The sequence below is a fragment of the Flavobacterium cyclinae genome (genome assembly GCF_021172145.1).
Classification (GTDB): domain Bacteria; phylum Bacteroidota; class Bacteroidia; order Flavobacteriales; family Flavobacteriaceae; genus Flavobacterium; species Flavobacterium cyclinae.
On record NZ_CP089095.1, the window covers coordinates 1669366 to 1694628 of the forward strand.

General features: G+C 32.2%; 25 protein-coding genes. 11 read left to right on the forward strand and 14 right to left on the reverse strand.

Annotated features, from left to right (window positions below; all coding sequences use genetic code 11):
* Positions 1 to 641 precede the first annotated feature (641 nt).
* The 7 genes from LOS86_RS07750 (at position 642) to LOS86_RS07780 (ending at position 5842) form a co-directional block, all read left to right on the forward strand.
* Positions 642 to 1205 carry a zinc ribbon domain-containing protein gene (locus tag LOS86_RS07750; protein WP_231841537.1) on the forward strand — a complete coding sequence of 188 codons (564 nt, stop codon included), beginning with the start codon at positions 642 to 644 and terminating at the stop codon, positions 1203 to 1205.
* Between the two features lie 7 nt (positions 1206 to 1212).
* Complete coding sequence (locus LOS86_RS07755; protein ID WP_231841538.1) at positions 1213 to 2031, forward strand: hypothetical protein; 819 nt, start codon at positions 1213 to 1215, stop codon at positions 2029 to 2031.
* Between the two features lie 20 nt (positions 2032 to 2051).
* Positions 2052 to 2573 (forward strand): hypothetical protein, encoded by a 522-nt coding sequence (locus LOS86_RS07760; protein ID WP_231841539.1) that lies wholly within the window; start codon positions 2052 to 2054, stop codon positions 2571 to 2573.
* A 53-nt stretch (positions 2574 to 2626) separates the two neighbouring features.
* Positions 2627 to 3505: a hypothetical protein gene (locus tag LOS86_RS07765; protein WP_231841540.1), complete on the forward strand. Its 879-nt coding sequence runs from the start codon at positions 2627 to 2629 to the stop codon at positions 3503 to 3505.
* 103 nt (positions 3506 to 3608) lie between these two features.
* Positions 3609 to 4598 carry a hypothetical protein gene (locus LOS86_RS07770; RefSeq protein WP_231841541.1) on the forward strand — a complete coding sequence of 330 codons (990 nt, stop codon included), beginning with the start codon at positions 3609 to 3611 and terminating at the stop codon, positions 4596 to 4598.
* Positions 4599 to 4641: 43 nt separating this feature from the next.
* A complete protein-coding gene (locus tag LOS86_RS07775; protein WP_231841542.1) occupies positions 4642 to 5145 on the forward strand; it encodes a hypothetical protein in 504 nt (167 codons plus the stop codon).
* A 16-nt stretch (positions 5146 to 5161) separates the two neighbouring features.
* On the forward strand, positions 5162 to 5842 hold the full coding sequence (locus tag LOS86_RS07780; RefSeq protein ID WP_231841543.1) for a DUF2461 domain-containing protein: 681 nt from the start codon (positions 5162 to 5164) through the stop codon (positions 5840 to 5842).
* A gap of 154 nt (positions 5843 to 5996) precedes the next feature.
* On the opposite strand, the gene LOS86_RS07785 is transcribed toward LOS86_RS07780, so the two are convergent.
* From LOS86_RS07785 to LOS86_RS07805, 5 genes are all read right to left on the reverse strand, one after another.
* A complete protein-coding gene (locus tag LOS86_RS07785; RefSeq protein WP_231841544.1) occupies positions 5997 to 6383 on the reverse strand; it encodes a glyoxalase in 387 nt (128 codons plus the stop codon).
* A 127-nt stretch (positions 6384 to 6510) separates the two neighbouring features.
* Positions 6511 to 7749, reverse strand: a complete 1239-nt coding sequence (locus LOS86_RS07790) for a mechanosensitive ion channel family protein (RefSeq protein WP_231841545.1) — start codon at positions 7747 to 7749, stop codon at positions 6511 to 6513.
* On the reverse strand, positions 7746 to 8027 hold the full coding sequence (locus LOS86_RS07795; protein WP_231841546.1) for a DUF3817 domain-containing protein: 282 nt from the start codon (positions 8025 to 8027) through the stop codon (positions 7746 to 7748). Before LOS86_RS07795 ends, LOS86_RS07790 begins: the two co-directional genes overlap by 4 nt.
* Complete coding sequence (locus LOS86_RS07800) at positions 8024 to 8632, reverse strand: short-chain dehydrogenase (protein WP_231841547.1); 609 nt, start codon at positions 8630 to 8632, stop codon at positions 8024 to 8026. The genes LOS86_RS07795 and LOS86_RS07800 overlap by 4 nt, the downstream gene beginning before the upstream one ends.
* A gap of 112 nt (positions 8633 to 8744) precedes the next feature.
* A complete protein-coding gene (locus LOS86_RS07805; protein WP_231841548.1) occupies positions 8745 to 9113 on the reverse strand; it encodes a hypothetical protein in 369 nt (122 codons plus the stop codon).
* Positions 9114 to 9308: 195 nt separating this feature from the next.
* Between LOS86_RS07805 and LOS86_RS07810 the strand changes: the two genes are divergently transcribed.
* The 3 genes from LOS86_RS07810 to LOS86_RS07820 are packed head-to-tail and all read left to right on the forward strand — an operon-like array spanning position 9309 to position 12214.
* Positions 9309 to 11228, forward strand: coding sequence for a DUF294 nucleotidyltransferase-like domain-containing protein (locus LOS86_RS07810; protein ID WP_231841549.1), 1920 nt, complete (start codon positions 9309 to 9311; stop codon positions 11226 to 11228).
* A gap of 1 nt (position 11229) precedes the next feature.
* Entirely contained in the window at positions 11230 to 11838 is a 609-nt protein-coding gene (locus tag LOS86_RS07815; protein WP_231841550.1) for a 3'-5' exonuclease, read from the forward strand.
* 7 nt (positions 11839 to 11845) lie between these two features.
* Positions 11846 to 12214: a hypothetical protein gene (locus LOS86_RS07820; RefSeq protein WP_231841551.1), complete on the forward strand. Its 369-nt coding sequence runs from the start codon at positions 11846 to 11848 to the stop codon at positions 12212 to 12214.
* A gap of 49 nt (positions 12215 to 12263) precedes the next feature.
* Here the strand turns inward: LOS86_RS07820 and acs are convergent, their stop codons facing one another.
* The 9 genes from acs to LOS86_RS07865 form a co-directional block, all read right to left on the reverse strand.
* On the reverse strand, positions 12264 to 14171 hold the full coding sequence (acs, locus tag LOS86_RS07825; RefSeq protein ID WP_231841552.1) for an acetate--CoA ligase: 1908 nt from the start codon (positions 14169 to 14171) through the stop codon (positions 12264 to 12266).
* A gap of 125 nt (positions 14172 to 14296) precedes the next feature.
* Positions 14297 to 16192 carry an acetate--CoA ligase gene (locus tag LOS86_RS07830; protein WP_231841553.1) on the reverse strand — a complete coding sequence of 632 codons (1896 nt, stop codon included), beginning with the start codon at positions 16190 to 16192 and terminating at the stop codon, positions 14297 to 14299.
* A gap of 988 nt (positions 16193 to 17180) precedes the next feature.
* A complete protein-coding gene (locus LOS86_RS07835) occupies positions 17181 to 17543 on the reverse strand; it encodes a response regulator transcription factor (RefSeq protein ID WP_231841554.1) in 363 nt (120 codons plus the stop codon).
* 102 nt (positions 17544 to 17645) lie between these two features.
* Positions 17646 to 20339 carry an ATP-binding protein gene (locus LOS86_RS07840; RefSeq protein ID WP_231841555.1) on the reverse strand — a complete coding sequence of 898 codons (2694 nt, stop codon included), beginning with the start codon at positions 20337 to 20339 and terminating at the stop codon, positions 17646 to 17648.
* The gene (locus tag LOS86_RS07845) at positions 20332 to 20526 is read right to left on the reverse strand and encodes a hypothetical protein (RefSeq protein WP_231841556.1); all 195 of its coding nucleotides are present in this window, start codon (positions 20524 to 20526) and stop codon (positions 20332 to 20334) included. The genes LOS86_RS07840 and LOS86_RS07845 overlap by 8 nt, the downstream gene beginning before the upstream one ends.
* A gap of 85 nt (positions 20527 to 20611) precedes the next feature.
* Positions 20612 to 22366 carry a sodium:solute symporter family protein gene (locus LOS86_RS07850; RefSeq protein ID WP_231841557.1) on the reverse strand — a complete coding sequence of 585 codons (1755 nt, stop codon included), beginning with the start codon at positions 22364 to 22366 and terminating at the stop codon, positions 20612 to 20614.
* A 26-nt stretch (positions 22367 to 22392) separates the two neighbouring features.
* Complete coding sequence (locus tag LOS86_RS07855; RefSeq protein WP_231841558.1) at positions 22393 to 22650, reverse strand: DUF4212 domain-containing protein; 258 nt, start codon at positions 22648 to 22650, stop codon at positions 22393 to 22395.
* A 21-nt stretch (positions 22651 to 22671) separates the two neighbouring features.
* Positions 22672 to 23907, reverse strand: a complete 1236-nt coding sequence (locus LOS86_RS07860; protein ID WP_231841559.1) for a hypothetical protein — start codon at positions 23905 to 23907, stop codon at positions 22672 to 22674.
* A 97-nt stretch (positions 23908 to 24004) separates the two neighbouring features.
* Complete coding sequence (locus LOS86_RS07865; protein ID WP_231841560.1) at positions 24005 to 24424, reverse strand: IS1/IS1595 family N-terminal zinc-binding domain-containing protein; 420 nt, start codon at positions 24422 to 24424, stop codon at positions 24005 to 24007.
* A gap of 231 nt (positions 24425 to 24655) precedes the next feature.
* Between LOS86_RS07865 and LOS86_RS07870 the strand changes: the two genes are divergently transcribed.
* On the forward strand, positions 24656 to 25261 hold the full coding sequence (locus LOS86_RS07870; RefSeq protein ID WP_231841561.1) for a flavin reductase family protein: 606 nt from the start codon (positions 24656 to 24658) through the stop codon (positions 25259 to 25261).
* Positions 25262 to 25263: the final 2 nt, after the last annotated feature.

Sequence of the window (25263 nt, forward strand, 5' to 3'; positions counted from 1 at the left end):
GTTTCTTTTTATTTGGATTGCGTTGAGAGAGTTGCACAGAGCGTTTCACTTGTTTTAGTTTTATATCCGCTCAGTTTGTCATGCTGTAAAGCATCTCTTGTATAAGTGATGGGTAATGGGTGATGGGTGATGGGTGATGGGTGATGGGTGATGGGTGATGGGTGATGGGTGATGGGTGATGTTGTCGGATTTTTTTTTTAACACATAGACACATAGATTTTACACCGAGTTTCACGGAGTTTCTTTTTATTTGGATTGCGTTGAGAGAGTTGCACAGAGCGTTTCACTTGTTTTAGTTTCCTAACCACACAGTTTGTCATGCTGTAAAGCATCTCTTGGACAAGTGATGGATGATGGGTGATGGGTGATGGGTGATGGGTTGGTTTTTACTGCGTAAAGCTTTGTGTTCTTTGTGCTTTCTAAGTGTGCCTTGTGGTTAGGATTTTACAACTAGCTACACATAATATATTGGTTATTTTAAATTGGGAATAAAAAAAACGAATGGTTAGATAAAATATCTTTAATTTGTATTGTTTGACTTGCTAATAAAAGGTAACTTTATTTTTTCAAAAAATAATATGGTTTTTATTTCTCAATTCAGATAATCACTATAAAAACAACTATACTCTAATCATTTTTTAATGGATCTACTCTTAGGTATTAACAATACTAAAATTAAAACTCACTTTCTACAAGATACTCTTTGTTACAATTGTAATACCCGTGGATCTTTTATGATTGAAACAAGAAGGTATTATTTTTCAATTTTCTTTATTCCTATTATTCCTTTGCATATTAAGCGGGTGGCGATTTGTGCACATTGTGGTACAAAAACCGAATATGAATATTGGTCTGCAGAAATTAAAAACAAGTACCATCAAATTAATAGTATCGACCCACCTAAAAATCCTTTGTGGCTATATTCTGGTTGTTTAGGAGTTTTAGCGATTGTATTTATAGTCCTGCTTACGATAATAGTTGGCGTTTTTATTGGGGTTAAAGATGAAATTAGTTCTGATAATTCAGATCAAATTCATCCAACAGAAACTAGTATACAAATGGAAGAAAATGATACTGTTTTGAGTGCTGAAGACTCTGTTGTGTATGACTTTGAAAAAAAGATAGACACTTTTAAAGGTGTTTCAAATAGATTGAGAGAAGAAGAAGTTCCTAAAGATTCTATCAATTCCTTTTTTATTAAATAATTGTAGTATGATAATAGGTTCTTTTCAAACTAAAACTAAAGACGAAAATTCTAAGAATTTTCAATGTACAAATTGTGGTGGTCATTCTATCAACATTAAAGTATATTCCACTTTTTTTAATTTAGGATTTCCTTTATTTCCAACAGGTAAAAAAGTAGAATTATCTTGTAACGATTGTAAAAAAATAAATCCAATTCAGTATAAAGCATCTGATATTCAAAAAATTGATTCCATTAAGTCTGACACAAATCATCCGTTTTATTTATTTATTTTTCCTGCTTTCTTTGGTATTTTATTTTTCTATAGTCTTGTGAATAAAATCTCTAGAGAATCGAATACTCGTGATACCGAAATTAATGTAGTGCGTACTCCTAAATCAGAAGCTGAACTAGTACTAGATAAGGAAATGGAATCTTATCAGCAACACTACAATGATTTATTATATGCTTCAAGTATTTTGCCAGAACATCCTGCTGCAGAATACCTTTTGACCTATTTTCAAGATAACCTTCATGGAAATGATAAACTAGTTGAAGCAGAGGCTGATTCTTTTGATAATTCGGTTATTTTAGTTTGTTATATGCCTAATATGACCCATAGTACAGATAAAGCGAAAAAAGAGTTAGTTGAAAAAACTACTAAGTTGCTGAAAAATAAGTTTAATTATGAAAATTTTTATTTGGCTTTTTATGGTTATGATGTCAATTTATATGCTATAAAATGTAAGGATTCGGTTCAAACGTCCCAAAATTACTTGTCTACCGATACCGAAAAACTGATGTATGAATTTTACAGAGAAAAGGAGAAAGGGAATCCTAATAATTAAATTATTAACACCAATACATCGTGAAAAAAGTATACTTGTTCTTGTTCTTAATAATTACTTTAGGTTTGAATGCTCAAAGTGTTGAAATGCTTACAATTAAGTGTTATACTACAGCTACTAAAATTGATTTGTCAACTTATATGGATACGTATTATGAGGAAAATTATGTGAACCCAGATAAGGAAATGACAAAAGCATTTGATCCTGTTTTTTTTGGTGATACGAGTAATAGAATGAGTGCCATTGTACTTACCATATTTTGCAGTACAAGAGGAGAGTTGATTACGGGTCGATTTAGAAACGAACAAATACAACCTAAAGACAATGAAATTATTTTCCTTTTTGAAATAGAGAATACAGGCAATGACATTTCAACTCAAAAAATATACTTTAAAGTTGGGGGAAAAGTGCAAGAATCCATTCATAAGAAAACATTTGATTATAATAAACTTCTCACTTTTTTAAAGTGCACGGTTTTTAAAAATGATTATTTTCCAGAGGATTTGGTCTCATATGCCTATATAAGAGCAAACAAATTGTAATAAATGCCACAAATACCATTTGTTCAATTATTAATACACCTTTTAATTAGAAAATGAATAGACTTCAACAACTTATAATTATATTGCTATCATTAGCTGGATTTGCTCAAACTCCTGTTTCTAAAAGCAGCCCAGCAACAACATCGTTTTGTGAAAAAAATGTAACGAATAAGCAAGAATATACCGCATGTTTTAATGAATTTTTAAATAAAGAAATTCGGAAGTCCTTCAATATGGAAGGTATTATGAAAGATATTCCCTACAATATCAAACTTAATGTTGCATTTACACTAGATTCTACGGCAATGCTATTTGTTGATAAAATTGTAATGACACGACATCATGCAGATTCTTCGATTATTACTAAAAGTAGAATTGAACTAGATAAAATATTCAATCGCATTAATGAAAAAACAAAAAATGGAGAAGGATTTGTTGCCGCTAAAGATAAAAACGGGAACCCTAAAGCCTACAAAGCGTATTTTCCTTTGACATTAGCTTCTGAAAATTCATCTCCCACTCAAACCAAAATTTTAACAACAGAACTTGAAAATAAATTCAAAGAAAAAGCCATTTATGCAAAACGGGATGGCGATGTTTGTATCTTATTTTATGAGGCGATACCCTCAAAATCGATTGCTGTTTATCAATTAAATGCAACCAATAAAGAGCAATCATTGGTTAAAAACTATGCAGATTATAATGCTGTTATAAAGGATTATCCTGAAATGGATTTGGCATTAAAAGGATCAAATTATACCCTTTGTTATTTCTTTTACAAAGAGTACAATTATTTGTATGAAATAGAAAAAGTAGATGAAGAATATCATGTAGCACATTATAAATATAAATCAAAACAAAAAAATATGATTTTTGAAAATCTGTTATCTATATATCATTCATATTTCCAGGAGTTTTTACTGCGCAAATAGAATGAGTTTTCGGATGTAATATCGTATAACGACTACTATAAAAAGATATATCTTCCTAAATTTGATTATCTTTCATACGTAAATAAAATGTAATAAATTGAATATGAAAATAGTATTGGCCTTTTTTTCTGTATTTCTGATTTCTTGTTCAAGTAAATGGGAAAATGAACCTATCAATGCATTTTTAACGGATACTAAAATTGATACTACAACCTATTTTACTTATGATGAATTGACTAAAAAAGGGCTCATTACCAAAATAAAGACAGAAAATTGTAATGAAAATGTTTTCATTTACAATAATTTCATTTCCGCCTCTGGTGATGTTTATATCGAAAAAAGACATCCAAAGGAATTGGGAATGACACTACTTTTTAAAATTAATAAAAATGGAGTAGTAGCAGATTCACTTCTTGTAAGCAGAGGAGCTAAAATTTTTGACGATTATATTTTTTATAAAAATAATGTTTGTAGTTGGTTAGTAGATGCTGACAAAAATTATAAGCCCTTGAAAAATATAGATTATTTTAATGCAAAAGATTCTCTTAAACTTCAGTCATTAGTTAAAGAAATTAATACGAATCAAATAAAGTTTTATGTAACTACTGAATACAGTGGGGATTCGAGATTGGATACTTGTAACTATATCCTGTTATTTAAAAAAGATATAATTGAAAAACATAATTTTTATAGTACTATTGAACTTAGCGATGATTTACCAATTAAAGACACTGTAACGGAAGGCTTTTCTAAAAGATTTAAAGAATTAGATTACATAAACTCCAACACCTTATTTCAGTTTGATAATTTTTATGCCTTTTCTTTTGATAAACAAACCCGAAAAGGCATTTCTGGCGGTAGTTTGTTTAGTAATACGGGTACAAGTATGTCGTATTGTAATTCATACAACGGGACATATTTTATTACGTTAAAAAATAAAAAAAGAGTTAAACTAAAAATGATGAATGAGCAATTGTGCGAAAGTGCTGATTTATATGAATATTCGGGAGAAGCTCAGATTTACACTCATCAAGATATCAATTTCTATTTGATACATAATGATGTTTATCATTATTACATTGTAAAAGAATAGCTCTAAATACGCTATTCCATAAAACGAATAAAGAAAAAATAGTATGGCAAGTGGCAAACAAATATTATTGCATTTTTTAAATAAATTTTCCCTTAAAAAAACGAATAAAGAAGCGTTAGCAGAAGCTTCAGAAACTATTAGGGTAGGGTTTCTTTTACATGGCTCAACACCTAAAGAGGCGTGGCAAATGGTTGATACTATTGAATGGGGTGAAGAAATTGAGGAAGAAAGTCAAGAAGTAATCAGTCAGGGATTGCGAATAAAAGATAAAAACATCTCGTTAACTGAATTGTTTGATTATATGACTTGGGATTCTGATGCAGTCCGACCGCAAAAAGTAGGGGAGCGCTTTCCAGAATTAAAACAATCCGAATATTATGCTGCTACAAGAGTGATGGCTTTAGTACTATCATCCATAGAATGGTCGAGTTGGTTATCAGAAATTGAACAGGATGGTAAAATAGATCCGAGCGAACTGGAAGCGTTTTTAACCTCTTATAAAGAGAAATTAAAGAATTATAGGAACGACCCTGAAAATTATGTGTAACTTGCCGTTAATTATTATGAGTACAACTATGTTACAACCCTCGAGCTTAGCGTTTTTATCGCAATTAAAAGCAAATAACAATAGAGAATGGTTTGCTTCCCAAAAGAAAGCCTTTGAAACCGAACAAAAGCAGGTGAAATCGTTTTTTATGTCGGTTGGAGAACTGTTAGGAAAAACCGATAGTATTGAGCGAATTCAAGTGTTTAGAATCTATCGAGATGTTCGATTTTCAAAGGACAAATCGCCTTATAAATATCATTTTAGTGTGGGGTTTACTCGAACTAAGCCCTTACTTAGAGGCGGTTATTATTTGCATATAGAACCAGGAGGTAGTTTTGTAGGGGGTGGTTTTTGGGAACCTAATGCTGCTGATTTACAACGCATTCGAAAAGAATTTGAAATGGATGATGCCGAAATTAGAGCGATTATTGCCGATGCTACCTTTAAAAAATACTTTGGTGAGTTGAAAGGTGAGGAGTTAAAAACGGCTCCTAAAGGCTATGATAAAATGCATCCAGCTATCGATTTGATTCGGAAAAAGCAATATTTAGTAACGCGTCAATTTTCAGACAAAGAAGTGCTAGCCCCTAATTTTCAGGAAGAAGTTTTAGCAACTTTCCAAGCCATGCGCCCTTTCTTTGATTATATGAGCGATGTTCTAAGTACCGATTTGAATGGGGAATCTTTGTATAATTAGCCAATTCCTAAATGTGCAGATGTGTCAATTATTGTCTTTCCATTGCCAAATAGACTAACTGGCACATTATCGCATTGGCACATTGACTAACTGGCACATTATCTCATTGACACATTGACTAATTGTCTAATTGACTAATTGTCTCATTGACTCATTAAACAATCTGAATTTGACTTTTTAAACGTTCAATTAATAAATTCATCATGCGTTTGTTTAAATTGGATGAATTTAGGATGTATTCTTTGTATTCCAATACGGTAAACATTCCGATTACAATTCCTTTTAATGAATTTCGGAATTTAATATCGCGTTGGATTGCATTTTCAATGTAATTTTCTTTCTTTTCTGGCGAAAGTGTGAAATAAACTCCTTTTTGCTTGATGGCGTAATTTCGAAAAACTTCAATAAAGAGTTCGTTTTGAAACTTTAAAATAGGGCGTAAGGTTTGATTTTGAAAGCGTTCTTCAGCACTTGATTGCTCCGTTATGACTCCAATACTGGCGCCTCTTATTTCTAAAAGCGATTCGTCTTTTGTTTTCATATATTGCCTTTTTTTGTGGTTATCAATAGTGATTTTATCCCTAACGTATTCACCTATTAAAGTTAAAAAAAATAACCTCCATTTGAATGAAGGTTATTTTAAGTTATTAAGAACTAGATGTTAATTACTATATTTGGCTTGGCGTACTTACAATTTCGAAAGGTTCTAAATCAAAATAAGGTAAAGAAGCCATAACGTGGTCAAAAATATCCGCCATAATATGTTCGTAATTGCTCCATGTTTTATCTTTTGAAAAACAATAGATTTCTAATGGAATACCATTTTCTGTTGGTTGTAAGTAACGCACCATTAAAAGCATGTCTTTATTAATCCCTGGATGCGATTCAACATACTGATTAATGTATTTACGAAACAGACCTAAATTAGTAAGATTGCGACCATTAACAATGACACTTTTATCAATTCCGTTGTTTTCATTGTATTTATTGATATCGGCTTGACGGTGTTCGATATACGCTGTTAAGTGCTGAATTTTCTTGAAATTATCAAGTTCATCTGGTTGAATAAAACGCACTGAATTGGCTTTAATTAAAAGATGACGTTTGATTCTTCTCCCATCGGAATCCAACATACCGCGCCAGTTTTTAAAACTATCAGAAATTAAACTATAAGTTGGAATGGTAGTAGTTGTATTATCAAAATTTCGAACCTTAACAGTAGCCAAATTAATTTCAACTACATCACCATCGGCACCAAATTTCTCCATGGTAATCCAATCGCCAATGCGAACCATATCATTTACCGAAACCGAAATACTGGCAACAAAGCCCAAAATCGTATCTCTAAAAATTAAGATGATAAGCGCTGAAACCGAACCAAATGTGGTTAATAAGGCGGTTTTACTAACATCAAACAGAATTAATATAAAAGAAATGATTCCGAATAACCATAAAAACAACATGATTACTTGAATGTAACTGTCGATAGGTTTATCGCTAAATCGAGGTTTTTGTTTTAAATAATCGCGTAACGAATTAAAGATACTTCGCGTAATCCAAAGCGATAAGATGATGATATAAATTTTAATTCCTTTTTCGAAAATGTATTCCCAGTAAGTGAAATTTTTAAGAATTACTGGAACGGTTTTGTAAACGAAAAGTAAAGGAACTAAGTGTGCTAAATATTTAGCTGTTTTATTGGCAACTAAGAAATCATCAAAAGTAGATTTGGTTCTAGCCGCTACTATTGCCAAAAAAATAATGAATAGTTTTTTAAAAAGATAATCTAATAAATAAGCTACAACAACTAAAATTATAATATTGATAGCAAGATTCAAATAAGAAGAAAGCGAATCGCTACAATTTAAGTTTTTAAAGATGTCGTATGCCCAATTAAAAATTTTCATTGTGTATTTTGAAGGTATTTTTTCTCAATATAAAAAGTTCCAAAAGGAAAAATAGAAGCCAAACAGATGATAATGAAAGTTTTTCTATCCCAATTTTGTTGGTTTTTTACCAAAAATGCAAAAGCAATATACAACATAAAAAGGATTCCGTGAGCCATTCCAATGTTTTTTACATAAATAGGGTCATTAGCCATGTACTTCATTGGCATTGCAAAAAAATACAAACCAAGAGTGGAAATTCCTTCTAATAGTGCAATGGAGCGAAACGATTTTATCATGATAAAGCTGAGTAAATTACAAATCCGTAAATAATAAATCGGAAAAAGCGAAGCAAGGCAAATAGAAAGAAATGTTTTCTAGAGAATTTTATCATACCTGCTGCCAAACAAGCAATTGCAAAAGGAAGCGGAAGTAAAGCTCCAACAGCGATTAAGAAGCCGCCCCATTTTTGCATATTAATAATATGCTTGGCCATTTTTCCATATAAATAACGATTAACCGAAGGTACTGCTGCAATGGCCATTCCCATAAAATAAGCAATAACCCCTCCTAAATAAGATAAAAAAGCCAATAAACCCAAGTAGAGTAGAGGGCTTTCGGTATTTTTTGTCCAAGCAATAAAAATATCGGGTGGAATTAAACCTAAAATACTTTCAGAAGCCAAGAACAAGCTAAAAATAAAGAAATCACTAAAGTTTTGGGTAACGTAAACTAAGGCTTCATTTAAATTGATGACTTTATAATTCACATAAAAAAGAATACCAACGATAATTGCGGTTGGTAAAATGGCACCTTTAACACCTTGCCAAATAAAGGAATAAAAGCCGGTGTATTTATAATATTGGTGTAATAATTTTACTTTAGATTTTTTAGTTTTAGACATTGGGGTAAAATTTTGAGCAAAAATAAGGAGTTTAGCGGTTATTAAGCGTTAAGAAAAACAAAAAAATCGGTAAAATAAATACCGATTTAATATTATGTAAAATAGAATTAAATTAGAATGCTAAAAACGCTTTGTTGTATTCTTTTAAATCTAAGAAGTTGTTTTTCTTTTCTAAATCTTTTAAAAGCGAAAGGAAATAATTAAAACTTTCAACATTGTTTTCTTCAGAAATAGAAGCTTCTACATTTTCGTCTTTGCTATCTACAGGTTCGTCATCTGGAATACCAATGAAAAAACCATTGTTATTTTCAATATGTTCGTAAGCTAAGCGTAACGCTTTTGTTACAACAGGATTATTTAATTCTAAAGTAATTTCTCTAAGTTTTTTTAAATCACTCACAATTTCAGAAACTTCAAAATTATCTTTAAATAATTCTTTCTGAATCTTTTCGATCAATTTAAGGGCTTGTTTGTTTTCCATATATCATCTTATAAAAGGGATTGCAAACTTAAACTTTCTGTAGCTTCTATACAAACGTTTTAGTTGCTTTTTTTTCATTTTTACAACACTAATTAATGAATTATAATATACATTATGTAAAATAAAAAATTATTGAAATTGGTTTTATTAAGCTATATAATCTTCGTATCTTCGTTATATAATGTTTGCATACTTATGAAGAACTCTATAGCCGAACGCATCACCGATTTTCTGAAGCACTACCCGCCATTTTCAAGTTTAGAATATTCTAAATTAGTTGATATTGCAAAAACTTGTGTGGTGTTGTATTTAGAAAAAAATCAAACTTTATTTAAAATTAATGATCCTACGCATGACTATTTTTATGTTGTAGCTTCAGGAGCCATTGGTTTATCGGTTACTTCAGATACAGATGACGTATTAATTGACAAATGTGATGAAGGCGATATTTTAGGATTGCGTCCGTTTTTTGCTAAAAATAATTATTTAATGACGGCAAAAGCTCGTGAAGAAACTATTGTGTACGCTATTCCAATTGAGACTTTTAAACCTTATGTAATTAGAAATTCGGCAGTATTGAATTTTCTCTTGGAAAGTTTTGCTTCTAATACTCGAAATCCGTACGATAAAAATCACAAAGGAAAATTAGTTTCTGAAAATGTAATTTACAACGATCAAAATGCTGAAATTCAGTATTATCAACCCATTAAATACACTGCTAATCCAATAACGGCTTCTCCAACAGATATCGTAAAATTTGTAGCTCAAACCATGGCTAGTAGTAAAATTGGTAGTATGATAATTCACGATAATCGCAAACCTATTGGAATTGTTACCGATAAAGATTTACGTTCTAAAATTGCAACGGGCTTATTCTCTATTGATGTTACTATTGATAAAATTATGTCTTCTCCAGTAATTACCGTTTCGGATAATCTTTCTATTGCGGAAGCCCAAATTATGATGCTGAAGTACAATGTTTCGCATTTGTGTGTAACAAAAGATGGAACAAATAACTCAGAAATTACGGGTATAATTACCGAACATGATATTGTGGTTGCCCAAGCCAATAACCCAGGCGTGTTGTTAAAACAATCCAAAAGAGCACAAAAATCTGCTGATTTAAAAGATGTTAGAGAAAAATTATCCGATTTAATTCAGCATTCGTTAGATAAAAATGTCCCTATTAATCATATTACTTCTATTGTTGGGGAAATCAATTTAGCTATTACCAAACGGGCTATTGAATTAGCTATTGAAAAAATAGGTACTCCTCCTCCAGCCCAATTTGCGTGGATGAACATGGGAAGCCAAGGTAGAAAAGAACAGCTTTTGCTTACCGATCAGGATAATGCTATTGTTTTCGAGGATGTTCCTGAAGCAAAATACGATGCTGTAAAGTCTTATTTCCTTGATTTAGCCGAAAAAGTAAACAAAACTTTGAATAAAGTGGGGTACGAATATTGCCCGGCCGAAATGATGGCAAGCAATCCCCTATGGTGTAAATCGGTAACCGATTGGCAGCAGCAATTCAAGGGGTGGATAACTGCCCCTGGTGAAAAGGGAATTTTAATGTGTACCATTTTCTTTGATTATGATTTTGTTTATGGAAATGAATCCTTAGTTGACGCCATTAGTACTACTGTTAGTGAAGAAACCCATGATAATCAGTTGTTTTTTGCTTATTTAGGTGCAGATGCCTTGAAAAATCCGCCACCATTAGGTTTTTTCCGTCAGTTTTTAGTGGAAAGCGATGGCGAACATAAAGATACTTTTGATTTGAAAGGAAGAGCATTAATGCCGCTAGTTGACGCTGCTCGTATATTATCGTTGAGCAAAGGGATCTTGAATGTTTCCAATACAATTTCTAGGTATTCTAAATTGGCAGAATTAGAACCACAAAATGCGGCTATTTATGAAGCTTGTGCCGAAGCATTTGCCGAATTATTGAAGTTTAGAACTGAAGAAGGATTGAAAAGTGAAAGCGATGGTAGGTATTTGAATTTAAGTGAGTTATCAAAATTAGATAAAGTAAAACTTAAAAACGATTTCCAGCCTATTAACGATATTCAAGAGGTAATTAAAAACCGTTTCCAATTAACTTATTTTACGTAATATGAAGTTCAATTGGTTTAAAAAAATAGTAAAAGATTACCCTAAATTTTGGGAAACCTATTTGTCTTATTTTGATGAAAATCAGAGTAAAAACAAGCGATTCGTGGTTTTTGATTGCGAAACTACGGGTTTGGATTATAAATCAGATCGAATTTTATCAATTGGAGCTGTTGCCATACAAAACAATGCAATTATTGTAGGAGATTATTTGGAAGTGTTTCTACAACAAGACATATTCAAGCCTGAATCTGTTCCTATTCATGGGATTTTAAAAGAAGGTAAAGAGGAAAAAATTGTGGAGGCAGAAGCTGTAATTCGCTTTCTAGATTTTATTAAAGATGCTACTCTAGTGGGGCATCATGTTAATTTTGATATAGAAATGATCAATCAAGCGCTTAATCGATTAGACGTAGGAAGTCTTAAAAATCAAGCGATGGATACTGATGTTATGTATCAGAAATTAAAGTACTTACCTTCTGAACAACACAGTTCATTAGATGAGTTATGTGATATCTATAAAATCAAAAAATCAGACCGACACACTGCAAGTGGTGATGCCTTTATTACTGCCTTGCTTTTTTTGAAATTAAAAAAGAAATTAGAAATATAATTATCCTATGAAGCGTTTGATTAATATAGGCTTACTTTTAACTTTCCAATTTTGTTATTTGGAATGGCCTAATAATTCATCATTTGTATTTGAAGCTACCTATAAAGTTTTTTCCAACACGAATCAATTGCTTCAAAACCTTACCCATCCTATTATTTTATTAGGTTTACTATCTCAATTATTGCTTGTAATGGCAGTGATTTTCAAAAAATTTAGTTTAAAATGGAATTTGGTAGGTGTTTACGCATTAACTCCCATTGTACTCCTTTTTTTATTCGTAGGCTTATTGAGTTTGAATTTTAAAATAATACTTTCAACTCTTCCGTTTTTGCTGTTTTGCTTTTTGTTTTTTAAAAATAAAAAATCATTTGCATAAAAAAACTGCCTCATTTCTGAAGCAGTTTCTTAACCAATAAAACTAAAAACTAGAGTTTACCGTCTTTGATTTCATCCACGATTTCTGGATTTAATAAAGTTGAGATGTCTCCAAAATTTGAAAAGTCTCCTTCGGCAATCTTTCTTAATATTCTACGCATAATTTTTCCTGAACGGGTTTTTGGTAAACCACTTACAAATTGTATTTTGTCTATTTTTGCAATCGGACCAATTTGGTCAGAAATTAATTGATTAATCTCTTTAGCTAAATTCGCTCTATCACGACCTTCACCCGATTCTTTTAAAATAATAAATCCATAAAGTGCATTTCCTTTGATATCGTGAGGGAAACCTACAATTGCACTTTCTGCTACTGCTGGGTGTTCGTTAATAGCATCTTCTATAGGAGCAGTTCCTAAGTTATGACCCGAAACAATGATTACATCATCTACTCTACCTGTAATTCTGTAATATCCTACTTCATCACGTAAAGCACCATCTCCTGTAAAATATTTACCTGGGAACGCGGTAAAATACGTTTCTTTATAGCGTTGGTGGTCACCCCAAATTGTTCTAGCCATAGATGGCCAAGGGAATTTAACACATAAAGCACCGGTTACTTGATTTCCTTCGATTTCATTACGTAATTCATCCATTAAAACAGGTTGAATTCCCGGTAACGGTAAAGAAGCATACGTTGGTTTTGTTGGAGTTACAAAAGGAATAGGAGAAATCATAATTCCACCCGTTTCTGTTTGCCACCAAGTATCTACTAATGGACAACGCTTTCCTCCTACGTGGTCGTTATACCAATGCCAAGCTTCTTCGTTAATTGGCTCCCCTACTGAACCAATAACTTTTAACGAACTTAATGGGAATCTTTGTACATAATCTAAGCTTTCTTTTGCCAAGGCACGAATTGCTGTAGGAGCCGTATAGAATTGAGTAATTTTATGTTTTTCAATAACTTCCCAGAATCGGCTAAAATCTGGATAAGATGGAACACCTTCAAAAATAACTGTTGTAGCACCATTTAAAAGTGGTCCGTATAAAATATAAGAGTGTCCGGTAATCCAACCAATATCAGCTGTACACCAGTAAATATCATTTTCTTCGTAATTGAATACATTTTTAAAAGTATAGGCGGTGTACACCATATAACCTGCTGTTGAGTGTACCATACCCTTAGGTTTTCCTGTTGAACCCGAAGTATAGAGTATAAACAAAGGATCTTCAGCATCCATAATTTCAGCCACATTGTTTCCTACAGCAGCATCTAAAAGAGGTTGTAACCATAAATCTCTGCCATCTTTCATGTTTACTTCAGTATTGGTTCTTTTTACGACCAAAACCGTTTCAACAGATGGACATTTATCTAAAGCCTCGTCAACAATTCCTTTTAAATCGATAGATTTATTACCACGGTAACTTCCGTCAGAAGTAATAACCATTTTACATTCGCTATCATTAATACGAGCCGCAACTGCTGAAGCAGAAAAACCAGCAAAAACAACAGAATGGATAGCTCCAATTCTTGCACAAGCTAAAACCGAAACCGCTAGTTCTGGAATCATCGGTAAGTAAATACAAACTCGATCTCCTTTTTTGATTCCTTGGTCACGTAAAACATTGGCTAATTTAGAAACTCTAGCATAAAGTTCATTATAGGTAATATGTTGTGCTGCTTCGCTAGGGTCATTAGGTTCAAAAATAATAGCGGTTTTATCGCCACGTTTTGCTAAATGTCTGTCGATACAGTTTTTTGTTATGTTTACTTTTGCATTTAAAAACCATTTAAATTCGGCTTCTTGCATATCAAATTCAAAAACCTTATCCCATTTTTGATACCATGTAAAATTTTCATCGGCAATACGATCCCAAAATTTTCTAGGTTCACGTACCGATTTTTTATACATCTTAAAGTAGTTTTCTAAATCGTGTATTTTGTAATAACTCATTTTTTAGTTTTTTTTATATTGATAATGTAAATATAACTAATATGTTTTAAGAATTTTATAATTTCTTGCTAAATAGGTATAGTTTAGTAATTAGTAATTAGTAGCTAATAGTTAGTTTGACTATATTATTTAAAACTTCCAATCTTTGCATGTTCTAAAACTTCTCTAATTTCATCGATAATTGCTTCATCATCAATTGTGGAAGGAACTTGGAATTGTTCTCCATCAGCAATGCTTCGCATCATTTTACGAAGAATTTTTCCAGAACGTGTTTTAGGTAAACGTTGAACAACTACTACATCTCGTAATGAAGCAACAGCACCAATTTGCTCACGAACTAAATGCACTACTTCATGTTGTAATTGAAAATGTTCGATTTCTTCACCTGATTTAGCAACTACTAGCGCTAAAGGAATTTGTCCTTTTAATTCGTCATTAATTCCAATTACAGCACATTCTGCCACTGAATGATGTGATGCTACAATTTCTTCCATTTCGGCAGTGGATAGTCGGTGACCTGCTACGTTTATAACATCATCTACCCTACCTGTAATGTAAATGTAATCTTCATCATCTTTAAAACCACCATCTCCTGAGAAGTAGTATCCTGGAAATTTATTCAAATATCCCGCTTTAAAACGTTCGTTGTCTTTCCATAAATCCAATAAGGTTCCAGGCGGTAAAGGCAATTTGATTACAACATAACCTTCTTCATTAGGTCCTAATTCTTGTCCGTTTTCTCCAAAAATTCGGATATCGTAACCTGTAACAGCTTTTCCTGCAGACCCAGGTTTTATAGGTAAGTATTCTACTCCCATCATATTGGCAATCATTGGCCAACCCGATTCTGTTTGCCACCAATGGTCAATAGCTGGAATAGGAATATGTTCGCGATACCATTCTAAAGTGGCAACATCACAACGTTCTCCAGCTAAGAATTGAATTCGTAAACTACTTAAATCATATTGTTTGATAAATTCTCCATTTGGATCCTCTTTTTTGATGGCGCGAATGGCTGTTGGTGCAGTGAACATAATATTTACTTTGTGTTCCGCAATAACACGCCAAAATGTACTAGCATCAGGAGTTCGGATAGGTTTTCCTTCAAAAATAATGGTTGTATTTCTATTGATTAAAGGTCCGTAAACGATGTAACTATGTCCTACCACCCAACCCACATCAGATGCTGCCCAAAATACATCACCTTCTTTAGCATCATAAATATGTTGCATTGAAAATTTAAGTGCGGTAGCGTAACCCCCTGTATCTCTTACAATTCCTTTTGGTTTTCCAGTAGTTCCAGAAGTATATAAAATATACAAAGGATGGGTAGCATTTACAGGAACGCAAGGTGTCTCTTCTGAACCATAAACCAATGCATCATAATCGACATCATATTTTTTAAATGGAACTCTTGCACCTAATTTTCTATTGAAAACCAGTACTTTTTCAGGCTTGTGATTGGCTAATTCAATAGCCTCGTCTACCAAAGGCTTGTAAGCTATTAATCTATCGATTTCAATTCCTGATGAAGCAGTGATGATAGCTTTTGGTTCGCAATCATCAATACGAATGGCTAATTCATGTGGTGCAAAACCTCCAAAAACCACTGAGTGTGTTACTCCTATTCGAGCGCAAGCCAACATAGCAAATGCTGCTTGTGGAATCATAGGCATGTAAATTACTGCGGTATCTCCTTTTTCTAATCCTAATGAAAGTAACCCGCCAGCTAGTTTAGCTACTTCTGTTTTAACTTCGTTAAATGTATACTTCTTAACAGTTTGCGTTACAGGAGAATCATATATGATGGCTATTTGTTCGCCAAAGCCATCTTGAATATGTTTATCTACGGCTAAATAACAAGCATTTAAATTTCCATCGGCAAACCATAATGGGTAACCGTTATTATCGGTTGATAAAATGTTGGAAGGCAAATTGTACCATTCTAATTGATTGGCTTGAGTTGACCAGAATTCTTCAGAAGAAGTTATACTTTTTTTATAAATATCGCAATAATTCATTTGTATTATTCAATTTATGTGATTTATTTTCTTTAGTAAATGTAGAAAATAAAATCATGCTAAATGAATTAATCTTGCTAAATAGGTATAGGTTTAAGAGATTAGATGTTAGAATATAGAATTTAGAAGTGCAGTTTAAACATTTTCATAAGCCTTCGACAAACTCAGGATGTCAAATGAGACAATAAAATTCTATAGATTTCTATAAATTTAAATTTTAAAGATGATTTAATTTTCTTCAATCTGTGTTCCAAAAAAATATCAAGAGAAAGTTCAAGTGCAAGAGCAAAAATCAAATTAGATGCTTAACAGCATTACAAACTGGACGGTTAGAAAACCCAAATAAGTGAAACGCTCTGTGTCTCTCTATCAACGTAATACAAGTAAAAGAAACTCCGTGTAGCTCGGTGTAAAATCTTAACCACAAGGCGCACTAAGAAAGCACAAAGAACACAAAGCTTTACGAAGCAAAAGCCAACCCATCACCCATCACTCATCACCCATTATCAATCACTTATCCAAGAGATGCTTAACAGTATGACAAACTGGGTGGTTAGAAAACATAAATAAGTGAAACGCTCTGTGTAGCTCTCTCAACGCAATACAAATAAAAGAAACTCCGTGTAGCTCGGTGTAAAATCTTAACCACAAGGCGCACTAAGAAAGCACAAAGAACACAATGCTTTACGAAGCAAAAGCCAACCCATCACCCATCACTCATTATCAATCTCTTATCCATGAGATGCTTAACAGCATGACAAACTGGGTGGTTGGTCTTATGTGAACTATGAAAAGTGAAACGTCCGAAGCTTCGATCGATATTTCGGATTAAAATCAACACAAAGTAAAGCTAATGTGTCTATGTGTTTTAATAATTCACACTTATCCAATAGATGCTTTATGGTTTAACAAACTGGGTGGTTGGAAAAAAGGTAAATAAATTATATTCTGTAATAATGTTTATAAAAGAAAGCTTGAATTTTTAAATTTATGATAACAACTCCTCCACTTTCTCCACTACTTTTTTAATCGAAAAGGGCTTCGTCATGTAAGCATCGGCACCTAATGCCAACCCTTTTTCAATGTCACTTTCTTTGTTTTTTGCAGATAAAAACATCACTTTAGTGTGTTGTAAATTAGCGTCTTTTCTGATTTGCTCTAATGTAGCAAAACCATCCACCATAGGCATCATAATATCTAATATAATGACATCTGGGAAATTGGTTGTTACAATATCTAAAGCTTCTTGTCCGTCACGTGCTATGAATACTTCATAATTACTTTTCTTGAACGTATATTCTAGTGTCATTACGATGTTAGGTTCGTCGTCTACAATTAAAATCTTTTTCATAAGTTTTTCTTATTGTTTTTTAAAGGTCTTATGTAATCGCTTTATTTTTAAAGGTGTATGTTTTCAACAAACTTTTTATTGTTAGCGATTTCATGGTCTTTTTTAATTTTCAATATTTTTAACTGGCAAAGTGAATACAAAACAAGCACCTTTTACACTTGGTTCAACCCAAATCTTTCCTTTGTGATGTTCTATAATTTGTTTGCAAATAGCTAATCCTAAGCCGCTACCCACAGGTTTTTTAAAATTCTGATTGGATGCTTGATAAAATTTGTCAAATATAACGTCAAATTCGTTAGGATTAATACCTTTTCCATTATCTTGAACCGATGTTACAACAAAATTATCGTTTTGTTTGACTTGAATAGTAATTAATCCCTCTGTTTCAGGACAAAACTTTATGGCATTTGAAAGTAAATTGGTAATTACTTGAATGATTCTATCTTCATCATAATACGCTGAAATAGTATCTTTACTTTCAATATACACGCTGATATTTCTATTTTTTATCAACTGTTGTAAAGGCTCAATCGAATGTTCAATTGTGGCTATTAAGTTATTTTGACTAGGATGAATTGTTTGTTTTCCGGTTTCAAATTTTTCTAAATCCAATATTTTATCAATCAATCGATTTAAACGATCCGATTCCGATATAATATTCTGTAAGAATTGTTTTCGAAGTTCTTCGGGAATTTCGTCATCGTCATGTAAAATTTCACTTGCTGCTCGAATAGCGGTAATTGGGGTTCGAAGTTCATGTGTTACCGTATCTAAAAACTCATCTTTTTGAATGTCTTTTCGAACCAATGTTTCATTTGCCTTTTGTAATTCGGATGTGATTTTTTGAAGTTCGTTTGAGGTTTCTGTCAATTTTTTATTGATGGTAATGTTCTCTTTAGATTCTTCTAGAATTTTTAATACTTCGGGCAAGGTAATTTTTTCTTCTTTTACGACACTTGAAATCAGAATTCGAGCAGAAGCTGTTCCAATATGTCCCGTTAGAAGGTTTTCAGCAAATTTCACTAATCGCGCATCGGCCAACTCTTGATCTTTGTCCACTTTATATTTTAAATTGAAAATATTCATTGCTCTTTTGGTTCGTTCTTCCCCTAAAAATCGAATCAAAACCTTTTCAATATCACGCGTATAAGCGGTTCCTTTCCAAACGAAGGCATTTTCATGATTGGTGCTGTATTTATCGATATCAACGTACATTTCGGCATAATTGCGTTCGCGATAATTCCCTTTAAAACTCACAGAAACAGCAAAATAAGTCAGTGTATTAAATAACATACTCCAAAATAAAGCATGAGGAACAGGTTGTAAATAATCCAATCCAAAAAGTTGAAATGGTTTTAACAGTTTGATTTTCATAAATCCTTCTGAAATAAAGGAACTTTCCTCATTGGTTAATCCAATAGCATACGGTAACAATAAAGTATATATGCAGATTAAAAAACCAATGATAATTCCGTAAATAGCACCTAATCGAGAACCTCTTCTCCATAAAATAGCACCAAAGAAAGCTGGCGCTAATTGGGCAATAATAACAAACGAAATCAGTCCAATAGAAACCAAACTGTAATCCAAAGCGAAAAATCGGTAAATAAAATAAGCTGCAATAATTAAAGAAAATATACCGATTTTACGAATGTTTACAATTTTCTTGTTGTTGATGATTTGTTCTTCATTTTTTAATTTTCCTAAAAAGGTATAAGGAATTAATAAGTTGTTACTCAACATAGTAGATAAACTAATACTGGAAACAACTATCATGGAAATTGCAGCAGAAAATCCGCCTAAAAAAACCAAAACCGTTAAGATTTTATTGTCAAAAAACTGTGGAATTAAAAGCGAATAGGTATCTGCATTACTGTTTTGACCTTCAAACAAAACATTCCCTCCCCATGCAATAGGATAAACAAATAAGTTGAATAACAACAAATAAAGTGGAAATAGCCAAATTGCCGTTTTAATATGACGCTCTCTATTATTTTCTACAACCGACATTTGAAATTGTCTTGGCAAAAGAAATATAGCAAAAAGCGAAACCATACTTAAAAAGAACCAGTTTAATCCTTGCTCTAATCCACCTATTGTATTTTTCTCTTTGAAATTTGGCAATAGAGAAGCTTTACTGTAAATATCGTCATAACCATCAAATACAAAGAACGTTACATAAATTCCAACTATTAAAAAGAAGACTAATTTTAATACACTTTCAAGTGCAACAGCAGTAACAATTCCTTTTCTTTTTTCAGAAGCATCCACATATCGTGTACCATAATAAGAAGCAAATAAGGCTAAAGCTATAGATACATAAGTTGTTGTATCATCTAAAATATTAGAGCTTGAACTTGTTTTTGTAACAATATGAAACGTTTCAGAAATGGCTTTCAATTGTAAGGCAATATAGGGTAAAATTCCAGCCATGCATACTACAGTTACAATAGCCCCTAAAAATCGACTATTTCCATAACGAAGTGAAATAAAATCGGCAATACTGGATATTTTATTTACTCTTGAAATTCGAATAATTTTCTTTAAAACTATGATCCAAGCAGGAATAATTATGATAGGCCCAATGTATATAGGAAGATAGTTTAAACCTGAATTAGCCGCAACTCCAATACTTCCATAATAGGTCCATGCCGTACAATAAACCGCTAATGAGAGTGAATATATATACGAGTTATTCGTCCACTTGATATTTTCTTTTTTTTCAGCCCAGTGAGCAATAAAAAAAAGGAAAGCCAAGTATCCTAATAAGATGAGTAATAATAGTGCACTATTCATAATAACGTTGTACTACAATCCAAGACATTAATACTGAAAAAATCCAAATAGAAAAGATGTAAATATAAATTATGGGCAAACCAAAAAATGCGTCAGCACTATCAAACAGCAGTAAAATAGGTAAATTAAGTACTAATAATAGTAACATGGAAATAACTACTAATTTTTGTTGATGCCTTTTTTTCATTTTCTAGATAATATAAGATGTCTAAAAATACAAACTCTGCTCTCGAAAACCAAGAGCAGAGTGTAAAAATATCATATTTTTTTGATTAGTGAGCTACAGCTTCACCCGCACCAGATGGAATTCTGATGTGTTCTACAATATCTTGAACTTCTTGTGGTGGAGCTGGTGTAAATTTATTTACAACTATTGCCACTATAAAGTTAACAATCATTGCAATAGTACCAAATCCTTCTGGAGAAATTCCAAACCACCAGTCAGCTTTTAAGCCATCAACCGCTTCTTTTCCACCATCAAATAATCCAAATTTGAATTTCAACATGTAGAAAAGCATTAATAAAAGACCAACAACCATTCCTGAAATAGCTCCTTCTTTGTTCATTTTCTTATGGAAAATACCTAAGATAATAGCTGGGAAGAATGAAGCAGCGGCTAATCCGAATGCTAATGCAACTACTGCAGCCACAAAACCTGGAGGATTAATTCCGAAATAACCTGCGATTACTACCGCTACAGCAGCAGCACCACGAGCCGACCATAATTCTCCTTTTTCAGAAATATTAGGATTGATCATTTTTTTGATTAAGTCATGAGAAACAGAAGAAGAGATTACTAATAATAATCCAGCAGCAGTTGATAAAGCAGCAGCTAAAGCTCCAGCAGCCACTAAAGCAATAACCCAGTTAGGTAATTGTGCAATTTCTGGATTAGCTAATACCATAATATCATTATCAATTGTTAACTCACTTCCTTTGTAACCTTTTGCTTCTTGAGCCGCTAAAAATTCTTCATTTTTAGATTTATCATTATAATATTGAATTTTTCCGTCACCGTTTTTATCTTCAAATTTTAATAAACCTGTTTTTTCCCAATTAGTAAACCATTTTGGCATTGAAGCATATTCTTTTCCACTAACAGTTTCAATTAAATTAGTTTTAGCAAATACAGAAACAGCAGGTGCAGTTGTATATAATACAGCGATTAATAATAAAGCCCATCCTGCAGATTTTCTAGCATCTTTAACTTTTTTAACTGTAAAGAAACGAACAATTACGTGTGGTAAACCAGCAGTACCCACCATTAATGCTAATGTAATAGCAAATACATCAATCATTGATTTTGATCCATTGGTATATTCTGCAAATCCTAATTCAGTAGATAATCCGTTTAATTTATCTAAAAGATAAGTTTCACTTCCAGCTACCGAAGCACCCATTCCTAATTGTGGAATAGGATTTCCTGTCATTTGAATCGAAATGAAAATTGCAGGAACCATAAAAGCAAAGATTAATACACAATATTGTGCCACCTGGGTATATGTAATTCCTTTCATTCCTCCTAGTACAGCATAAAATAATACAATCACCATACCAATAACAACTCCAGTTTCAATTTCAACTTCTAAGAATCTTGAGAAAACCACTCCTACTCCTCTCATTTGTCCTGCTACATAAGTAAATGATACAATTAAAGCACAAATTACAGCAACAGTTCTAGCAGTATTTGAATAGTAACGTTCTCCAATGAAATCTGGCACCGTAAATTTTCCAAATTTTCTTAAATAAGGTGCTAATAATAATGCTAAAAGCACATAACCACCAGTCCATCCCATTAAGTAAACAGCTCCATCATAACCAGCAAATGAAATAATACCTGCCATAGAAATAAAAGAAGCAGCAGACATCCAATCGGCAGCAGTTGCCATACCATTTGCTAAAGGAGAAACGCCTCCACCAGCAACATAAAATTCTTTAGTAGAACCCGCTCTACTCCAAATTGCAATTCCAATATATAAAGCAAATGTTAACCCAACAATGATGTAGGTCCAAGTCAATACATCCATGATAATTTTTTTATTTAGTTAATAATTTATTCGTCAAATCCGTATTTTTTATCCAATTTGTTCATCAATCGAACGTAGACAAAAATTAAAATAACAAAGACATAGATTGAACCTTGTTGGGCAAACCAAAATCCTAGTGGGAAACCACCGATTTTAATTCCATTTAATGCATCTTTAAAAAGGATTCCAGCGCCATAAGAAACAGCAAACCAAATACTTAATAAAATTAGAAGGTATTTTAAATTTTCCTTCCAATAAGCCGAAGCGTGTTTTTGATCACTCATAATTTTATAGTTTTATAGTTATTATAGATAAATCATAGCTTGAAGTGTTAATGTATTCACAGCATCACTTGTAGCATATTTTAATGATTGGTATTCTAATGTTAATTTAGCATTGTGACCACTTAAGTACATATTAGTTCCAATACCAAACTGTGTTGCATTATCTTTAATAGCATCAATTTTTCTGCTATCATACGATAAATAAGGTTGAATTTTAGCTTTTGTTTTTACAGGTAATACATATCCTAAATGCCCATGGAATAAAGTACCTGTTTCATATGTAGTACCTAAAGTAAAGTTTTTACCGTAATCGTTATTTTGATACAACGCATAAGCAGTAATAGCACCACCGTTGCTTCCTACTGGAGCATCATAAAAGGCATCTAAAGCAAATATTTTAACATCTTCACCACTTAAATTACCAGAATTATCAGCAACTACAGATCCATTTGGATGTGCGAAAAATCCAGCACCAATGTTAAACACTTTTTTAGTTCCAATATAAGAACCTACTTTGTATGGTAAGAAATTGCTTTCGCTATCAAAAATAGCATACTCAAAATATCCTGCATAGGTTTTACCAGCATCTTTAGAACCTAAAAGTCTTCTACCTGTATAAGTTGCAGCACCTCCATTAACTGGCGTTGTAGTAGCTTGTAAATTGTTTGTTATCGCATCGTTGATAGAAACTCTATATTGGAATTTACCCATAGCACCTTTTAAATAAACTCCCATATGACGTGCAAACTGATCAGATAATCCTAACGTAGCCCATGCCTGACGTTGGTTATCTAAAGTCATAATATTTAAAGTACTTTGATTGTTTAAACGAGAAATACCATTCCAATAATGTAACCCACCCCCAATTGCATGGTTTTTGTTTAAACTATATTGCGCCCAAACATCATGGAAAAATAATTGTGAAGCATCTTTAGTTCCTACTGGACTCATGTTATCACCATTTAAACTATTAAGTCCAAAATGAGTCAATATCATAAAGTCTTTAGTAATTTGAGAATACATAAGAATACGTGCTCTTCGTAAACTAAAATTGGTATCGGATTGCTCATTACCATTAGCATCTAATGGGCGATCTGAATTGTTTTGAGCCCAAAATTGCGCCCATGATATAATTCTAAAGTATTTAGAACCATCTTCATTAATATTCACTTTTAATCCTCCACCATAATCTGGTGAACCTTGACTAAATGAAAAAGCCGAAAGTAGTAATGCAGCTGTTGCAAATAATTTTTTCATAATTTAAAATTTGGTTAACTAAAATTTTGACAAGACCAAATTCTAAAATTATGTTAATGAAAAAAATTATGATATATATATATGTTAATAAGTATAGCTAATCTTTAAAACGCTCCCATTTTATAAGCATAAATTTATCCCCTAGCTCTGTAATAATCATTCCTGCACCAGATAATTGATCCTTGTTTTGAAGGAATTCTACTAATTCTTGATGCTTAAATATCTTATAAGTAGGATGGTAATTAGGATGTGGTGGTTTCTTAATTTTAAACTCTTTTACCCAATTGCTTATAGAAACGTGCGAAACCCCAATAATACGCTCAATTTCTCTAAAGCTTAAGCCTTCTAAATACAATTGTAACGCTTTGGTAACATAATAATCATCTATCTTTTTACCTAATTTATTGACGGTGAAGTAGTAATTGCAAGATTTGCATAAATAGCGCTGTCTGTCTTTAATAATACCACTTTTTACAATATTGTCACTTTGGCATTTTGGACATGATAAAATCTCCATATATATAATTTTTGCATAAATATACTAATTTTGCAAAATATACAAAAATTAATATGATAAAAAATTCAATTTATTTTTTTATTAATACCAATTTTTATGGTTTAAAATTATGAATAGTATAATTTTAAGTAAATTTCGTTCTATTTTTAATTTTAGAAAAATAAAAAAAATTACATTTTTATTGCGATTAAGTATAGTTTTTTATTTAATTTGTAGAAACAACACACAAGCATGCAATTTGATATACAAAACACAGATTCTTCTGTATTATATAAACTATTAACAGGTACTGTAATCCCTAGACCCATTGGTTGGATTTCTACAATAGATGCAAACGAAATCCATAACCTTGCTCCTTTTTCATTCTTTAATGTAGTGAGCGAAGACCCACCTCATGTGATGTTTTCAACGGTAAGAACAGGAAACAAAAACAAAGACACATTAAATAATATTTTAGACAATAAGCAATTCGTTGTTAACCTAGTTACCGAAGAAGTTGTAGAACAGATGAACACCACTTCTCAAAGTGTAGCTTCTGATGTGGATGAATTTGAATTAGCTGGGGTTACTCCTATTGATGCTGTTTTTGTCAAACCAAAACGTGTTAAAGAAAGTTTAGTGCATTTTGAATGTGAAATGGTACATCATTATTTTATTGAAAATCATCAAAATGGCGGCGCTTGTATAATCATTGGTAAAATTATTACCATGCATATTGACGATTCAATATTAATGGAAAATCACAGAATCAATTTAGACAAATACAAGCCTGTCGCCCGTTTAGCAGGTTCCAATTATAGTAAATTAGGAGAAATCTTCTCAATCAAAAGACAATAAAT